Annotated in this window: 6 protein-coding genes; 3 read left to right on the top strand and 3 right to left on the bottom strand. The window is 66.1% G+C overall.

Annotated elements, in window-relative coordinates:
- The 3 genes from K0F86_RS25885 to K0F86_RS25875 all read left to right on the top strand — a co-directional run.
- A partial coding sequence (locus K0F86_RS25885) for an MFS transporter (RefSeq protein WP_219136994.1) occupies positions 1–1,106 on the top strand: 1,106 nt, incomplete at its 5' end.
- A 92-nt stretch (positions 1,107–1,198) separates the two neighbouring features.
- Positions 1,199–2,752 (top strand): EAL domain-containing protein, encoded by a 1,554-nt coding sequence (locus K0F86_RS25880; RefSeq protein WP_219136993.1) that lies wholly within the window; start codon positions 1,199–1,201, stop codon positions 2,750–2,752.
- On the top strand, positions 2,749–3,102 hold the full coding sequence (locus tag K0F86_RS25875) for a hypothetical protein (RefSeq protein WP_219136992.1): 354 nt from the start codon (positions 2,749–2,751) through the stop codon (positions 3,100–3,102). The genes K0F86_RS25880 and K0F86_RS25875 overlap by 4 nt, the downstream gene beginning before the upstream one ends.
- A gap of 3 nt (positions 3,103–3,105) precedes the next feature.
- Here K0F86_RS25875 and K0F86_RS25870 read toward each other — a convergent pair whose 3' ends face one another.
- The 3 genes from K0F86_RS25870 to K0F86_RS25860 form a co-directional block, all read right to left on the bottom strand.
- Positions 3,106–4,458, bottom strand: coding sequence for a serine hydrolase (locus tag K0F86_RS25870; RefSeq protein ID WP_219136991.1), 1,353 nt, complete (start codon positions 4,456–4,458; stop codon positions 3,106–3,108).
- 124 nt (positions 4,459–4,582) lie between these two features.
- Complete coding sequence (locus K0F86_RS25865) at positions 4,583–5,956, bottom strand: serine hydrolase (RefSeq protein WP_219136990.1); 1,374 nt, start codon at positions 5,954–5,956, stop codon at positions 4,583–4,585.
- 11 nt (positions 5,957–5,967) lie between these two features.
- Positions 5,968–6,565: DUF535 family protein (locus K0F86_RS25860; protein ID WP_219136989.1), on the bottom strand; the 598-nt coding region annotated here is incomplete at its 5' end.

Below are 6,565 nucleotides of genomic sequence, written 5' to 3'. Positions count from 1 at the left end.
GGGCCTGGTCCGTGTGGGGCGCGGCCATGGGCGCGGCCATGACGGTGGCGCCGCTGCTCGGTGGCCTGGTCACGAGCGCCATCAACTGGCGCTGGATTTTCTACCTGAACCTGCCCGTCGTCGCCATCCTGATGTGGCTGGTAGGCAAGCACGTGGACGAGTCGAAGGATGCCTCCAACGCCAGCTTCGACCCGGCGGGCGCGCTGCTGTTCTCCGCCGGCCTGTTTTGCATCATCTGGGGCTTGATCGACGCCAGCGTGGCCGGCTGGTCCAGCCATGCCACCATGCTGCGCTTTGCGGCCGGCGCGGCGCTGCTGGTAGTCTTCGTGCTGGTGGAACGGCGCCAGCGCGCACCGATGGTCGATTTGTCCCTGTTTGGCCGGCGCGTGTTCGTCGGCGCCGTGCTGGGCATGTTCGGCTACGCCATCGCCGCGCAAGTGATGATGACCTTTTTGCCGCTGTACCTGCAGAACGGTTTCGGCTTTTCCGCCGTGCTGGCCGGCTGCGCCATGCTGCCGTTCGCCGTCGCCATGGTGGTGTTGTCAAGGCTGGCGCCGCGCGCCATGCGGGTGCTCGATGACCGCGGCATATTGGTGACGGGCTTGCTGATCGTCGCCGCGGGCAACGTCGCCACGGCGCTGGCCGCCGCCAGCCTGCAGTACGGCTGGGTGGCGGCCGGCATGGTCGTCACGGGCGCGGGCGCCGGATTGCTCAACGGCACGACGCAGAAGGCCATCCTCGCCTGCATTCCCCGCGAACGCACGGGCATGGGTTCCGGCATCAGCACCACCACGCGCTTTGTCGGCATCGTGCTGGCCGTGGGCGCGCTGGGCGCCGTGCTGGCCATGCGCACGGCCGCCTCGTTCGAGAAACTGGCGTGGTTGCACGGCTTGAAGGCCTCGCCCGAGATGATCGGGCGCATCGTCGCCGGCAACGCGGCCGACGCCTTCGGCCAGTTGCCGCCCGCGCTGCAAGCCGTGGCGCAGGAAGCGGCCCGGCACGCCTTCATCGACGGTTTTGCCAGCGTGCTCTACCTGGCCGGCGGGCTGGCGGCCGTGGTGGCGGCGCTGGTGTTCGTGCTGGCCAGGCCGCTGGAAAAAGTGTAACTGTTCAGCAATATTCAAGTACACAGCCTCCGCTTGTAATATGATGCCATCGAGCAATACATGGCAATCATATAACTATCGCAGGGAGTAGCATGCGCAGAAAACGCATTATCGTGACCAGCGTGCTGGTCGCCGTCATCGGCGTGGCCGCTCCCCTGAGCCTGGCCTTTTACCTGTCGTCCGTGCGCGCCGAGCAGGGCGAGCAGGAACGCCTGCGCCTGCTCGCCGGCTACGCGCTCGAGCGCGCCCACCGTTCCATCGCCTCGGCCAGCGCCGCCCTGCGCAGCGCCGATGCGCTGGGCCTGGCGCCGTGCTCGGAAGCGCATATCCAGCAATTGCGTCGCATCACCATCACCACGCGCAGCATCGACGATATCGGCTATGTGGAAAACGGCTTGCTCAAATGCAGCTCCACGGGCATGGAGGACAAGCGCATCGCCGTCACGCCCGCCGATTTCACCCTGGCCAACGGCATGGGCATCGATTTCAACCTGCGCCCCGTCGTCAGCGGCGGCAAGCGCATGGTGGGCCTGTCCTACGGCGCGTATAAAGTGCTGATCGATCCCGTGCGCTTTTCCGACGTCATCGTCGACAGCGATATCCAGATGGCCGTGGCCATCGGCCGGGGCGGCGTGCTCGACACCTTGCACCATCCCGACCCGGCCCAGGTGCAGGCCCTGCTCGCCGGCCAGCCAGCGGCGGACGGCAGCATCCATGCGACGCTGTACCGCGATGGCTTGACGGCCGTCATGATCGAACCGCGCAGCAAGCTGAACGACAGGCTGCGGCGCGAGCAGCTGCTGCTTTTGCCGCTGGGCCTGCTAATGGCCGCCTTCATCGTCGGCATCGTCGTATGGCTGTCGCGTCGCCGGCTGTCGCTGCGCGGCGAACTGGAAACGGCGGTCGAGCGGCGCGAATTCTTTGTCCATTATCAACCCATCATCGCGCTCGACACGGGCGTGTGCGTGGGCGCCGAGGCGCTGATCCGCTGGCGCCGTCCCGACGGCAGCATGATACGGCCCGACCTGTTCATCCCCGTGGCCGAGGAAAGCGACCTCATCTTGCCCATCACGGACCAGGTGATCGCTTGCGTGATCGCCGACATGCGCGTCGCGCTGCTGGCCGACCGCGAGTTGCACATCGCCATCAACCTGTGCGCGAGCGATATCGAAACGGGCCGGGTGCTCGACGTGCTGGAGCGGGCATTGGCCGGCACGGGCATCGAGGCGCAGCAGATCTGGCTGGAAGCGACGGAACGGGGCTTCATCAACGTGGAAGCGGCCCGCGCCACCATCGACAAGGCCAGGGCGCGCGGCCACGCGGTGGCCATCGACGACTTCGGCACCGGTTATTCCAGCCTGTCGAGCCTGCAAAACCTGCCGCTCGACGCCCTCAAAATCGACAAATCCTTCGTCGACACCATCGGCACGGACGCCGCCACCAGCAGCGTCACGCCGCACATCATCGCCATGGCGCGCACCCTGAACATGCTGATCGTGGCCGAAGGTATCGAAAGCCAGGCCCAGGCCGACTATTTGCGCGAACGCAAGGTCGAATTCGGCCAGGGCTGGCTGTTCGCCAAAGCGCTGCCGGCCAGCGAATTTCTCGCCTTCTACGAAACCCGCCGCACGCCATCATCGACATGAAACAGACAAACTTCCCTTATCCCCTGCAGCCGTTGCGCGTGCCCGGCGGCTGGCACCTCACCGTCAACACCCTGTTCGAGGTGGAGCCGGGGCCAGACACCATGCAATGGTTCAGCAGCGCGCTGCTGCTGTGGGGCCATTGCCGCGACAGCGGTTACTGCTTCAATTCGCATTTCGAGCCCGAAGATGATCCGCAGGGTGAGTTCGTGCTGGAAATGGCCAAGGTGGAATACGACCGCCACGGCAAGATCGTCCCGGGCAGCGACGCTTTCCTGGGAGAATTCCGCACGCACAGCAAGGCGGCGTTTGTCGAGCGGGTCGAGCAATTCATGCAAGACCCGGCCGCCTGAGCGCTACGGCTTGCGCGGCAAGACCACGTCCTGCCCACCTTGCGTCAGCACGGCGCTGATGATCTTGCCTGCCGCATCGCGCGTAAACGCCAGTTCCGCCTCGATGGCGCGGAAGAAAAACTGGTCTTTCGCGCTGGCAAACAGGGGCGCCGAACCGACACCGGTGCCGGCCGCTTCCAGGCCATGCTTGCCCAAGGTCACCGTCAACGTAAACTCCGCGCCCAGCGGATATTCGCCCACGTACTCGGCCAGTGTTGCGCGCGGCAGTTCGATCGCGGCTTGCGGCTTTTTCAGCGGTGGCAAGGGCGTGCCGGGCAGCAAGGCGGACAAGCCCAGCGCATCGACGGTGCGCGCCGTATTCGTCAGCACCACCACGCCCCGCTTGCCATCCGTGGTAAATGCCGCATAGCTGGTATAGCCGCCCGTCTGGCCGCTGTGCCAGGCGTAGCTTTGTCCCTGCTGCTGCTCCAGCAGCCAGGCCAGGCCGATTTTGGTTTTGCTGTCCGGCGCCAGCGGACGCTGCGGCTGGAGCGCCAGCGCATACGGACGCAGCGGCTTGAACATGTACGCTTGCAGGTAGGCGACCATGTCGCGCGCGCTCGAATACACGCCGCCGGCCGGCGCCACCACGTTCAAATCCCAGGCGGGTGTGGGCTCGCCCGACAGCAGATGGCCAGGCGCCAGGCGCGCCAGCATGCCGTGCGTGGGCGTGTTCGAGGTCGAGCGCATGCCCAGCGGCACGGCGATGCGCGCTTGCAGCAGCGCCTCATAACTGCTGCCGGCCTGCGCCGCCAGGGCCGTGCCCAACACGGCATAGCCGATGTTCGAATAGTCAAATGCCGTGCCCGGCGCGTGCGGCAAATGGTAGGCTGCGAGAAACTGCCGCTGCTTCGCTTCCGTGTAGTCGGCATACGGGTTCGCCGGGTTCTTGGGCGCGAAGTTGTCCGGCAGGCGCGGCAACGCAGAATAATGCGTGGCCAGGTCGAGCAGGCTGATCGTCTTGCCGTCGAAGGCTGGTACCGTATAGCCGGGCAATAATGCCGCCACCGGTTCGTCGAGTCTGACCTTGCCCTTGACGACGGCGTCGGCCAGCAGCAAGGCCGTCATGGTCTTGGTGACGGAACCGATCTGGTAGACGGTATCGGCGCCCGGTTTGATGTGCTTGCCTGCATGGACGCTGCCAAAGCCGTACACGGCGCTGTGCTTGCCGTCGATGACGGCAATGACGATGCTCGGGTGCATGCCCGTGCGCGTGAGTTCCTCGGCGCGCTGGCGCACGGCGTCGTCGAGGGCAGGAGCGGCCAGGGCGGCGCTGCCGAGCAGGCAAAGGGGGAGGAGGGCGAAAGTGGGTGTCATGGGAACCTTGTCCAGGGTGGGCCGAATACATGCCGGCGCCTGGATGAGGTGGCTGGCATGCCCTGGGAAGGATACGGTGCCAACATGAAGGCCGCCTGAGTTTTATGGCACGCTTGCCAGTATGCTAAGGCTTGCGCTTGCCCGGCATCGCCTGGCCGTTCTGCTGCAGGACGACGCCCGTGATGGCGCCCTGGGCGTCGCGCTGGAATACCAGTTGCGCTTCGACCGCCTTGTAAAAGAAGGTGTCTTTCGCGCTGGCGTACACGGGCGCTTCGGGCTGGCCCGTGGCGCCCACCAGCAAGCCGTCGGGACCCTGGCGCACGCTGAGGATAAACGTGGGCGCCAGCGCATACTGGCCCGCATATTGGGCCAGTTCGGCCGGGGCGATGGCGATTTCTTTCGGCGCCGGGGCATTTGGCGGCGGCAGGCTGCCGGGCAGCAGCAAGCTCACGCCCAGCCCATCGACGTCGCGCGCCGTGCTGCTCAGCACCACCACGCCCCGTTTCCCGTCCAGGGTGTAGCCGGCAAAGCTGGCATAGCCGCCCGTCTGCCCGTTATGCCAGGCAAAAGGCTGGCCCTTGACCTGGTCGAGCATCCACGCCAGGCCGATCTTTTTCACGCCGTCGCCATCGCCTTCGCCGGCCAGCACCCGACGCGGCTGCACGGCCAGTTGCTGCGCGGGACTGGTCGCCCGCATGTACGATTGCATGTAGGCAATCATGTCGCGCGCGCTGGAACGCACGGCGCCGGCCCCCGCGATGGCCTGGAAATCCCAGTTCGCGGCTGGCTTGCCATCGGCCAGGTGGCCCGGCGCCAGACGCGCGCGCAGGGCGGGCGTCGTCACTGCCGAGCTGCTGGCCATGCCCAGCGGACGGAAAATGCGCGCTTGCAGCAGTTCTTCGTAAGACATATTGGCTTGCGTGGACAAGGCCGTGCCCAGCAAGCCATACGCCAGATTCGAGTATTCATACGCGGCGCCGGGCGCGCGCGCCAACGCATTGCCGGCCAAAAAAGTGCGCAACTGGCCTTCGGCATAGTCGGCGTAGGGATTGCGCATGTCCGCTGGCGCCAGGTTGGCGGGCAGGCGGGGCAAGCCGGAAAAGTGCGTGGCCAGCTGGCCTACAGTAATTTTCTGGCCCGCCAGCGCGGGGATGGCGTAGGCGGGCAGCAGTTCGGCCACCGGCTGTTCCAGCTGCGCCTTGCCTGCCACGATGGCGTCGGCCAGCAGCAGGCCCGTCATGGTTTTCGTCACGGAGCCGATTTCATACACGGTGTCGGCATCGGGCACGCCCTTGTCGCCGGGCCGCGCGCGGCCGAAGCCGTACACGGCGCTGTCCTTGCCGTCGATCACGGCGATGACCAGGCTGGCATGCTTGCCGTCACGCACCAATGTTTCCGCCCGTTCCCGCACGGCGGCATCGAGGGCGGGGGCGGCCAGGGCGGCGGCGCCGGACAGGGACAGGAGAGGCAACAGCAGGGTGCGCAAGCGTGGGAGCATCGTCGATTCCGTCAGGTAACTGATTGATGGGAATACAGCATAACAGTTCCACTGGAAAGATGGTCGTTTTGGCAAGATGGCGCGGTGATCATGGTCGCCAGCTGCGCGCGCATGTCGGCGGTCATGCTGAGCAGCAATTCGCCTCGCCGACGCGCATCGGCGCGTTTCTTGGACGGCACCTCGGCCATGTCCGGTACCCGGTAGGGCGCGCAGGGCAAGTGATAATTACCGTCGCGCATGCGCAGGGCGTGCAATTCCTGCCACGCCAGGTCGTAGTCGGCGGCGATATGGCGGCGCCTGCGCGCATTCAGGGCGATGCGGTTGTCATTGCAGACCAGGAACAGGTTGGTGCAGGCAAAAAAATCGCCGAAATCGCGCAGGGTCGCCACCATCAGGTTTTTCGGACGGCAACCGTGCAGCGCCCGCGTGGCTTCCTTGACAGCCAGCTTGCCCGCCTCCGAGCGCAAGCCTTGCAGCGCGCCCAGCTGCAAGGAGACGCCATCGGCGCGCGGCAGGAACAAAAAGCTGGCCAGGTACAGGGGCTGGCCGTCGCGCGTCAGGCGCAGGCACAATTCTCCTTCGCGGTAGCTGTCGTGGATGGCCGTCAGC

Source organism: Janthinobacterium sp. UMAB-60 (genome assembly GCF_900095235.1).
In the GTDB taxonomy this organism is placed as follows: Bacteria; Pseudomonadota; Gammaproteobacteria; order Burkholderiales; family Burkholderiaceae_D; genus Janthinobacterium.
The sequence above is the reverse complement of the archived record's forward strand: the minus strand, read 5'-3'. Positions and strand labels throughout refer to the sequence as shown.

Bases quoted from the DNA above. Each gene is read 5' to 3' on its own strand.
- K0F86_RS25875 (WP_219136992.1), top strand. From the start codon at position 2,749: ATGAAACAGACAAACTTCCCTTATCCCCTGCAGCCGTTGCGCGTGCCC.
- K0F86_RS25870 (WP_219136991.1), bottom strand. From the start codon at position 4,458: ATGACACCCACTTTCGCCCTCCTCCCCCTTTGCCTGCTCGGCAGCGCC.
- K0F86_RS25865 (WP_219136990.1), bottom strand. From the start codon at position 5,956: ATGCTCCCACGCTTGCGCACCCTGCTGTTGCCTCTCCTGTCCCTGTCC.
- K0F86_RS25880 (WP_219136993.1), top strand. From the start codon at position 1,199: ATGCGCAGAAAACGCATTATCGTGACCAGCGTGCTGGTCGCCGTCATC.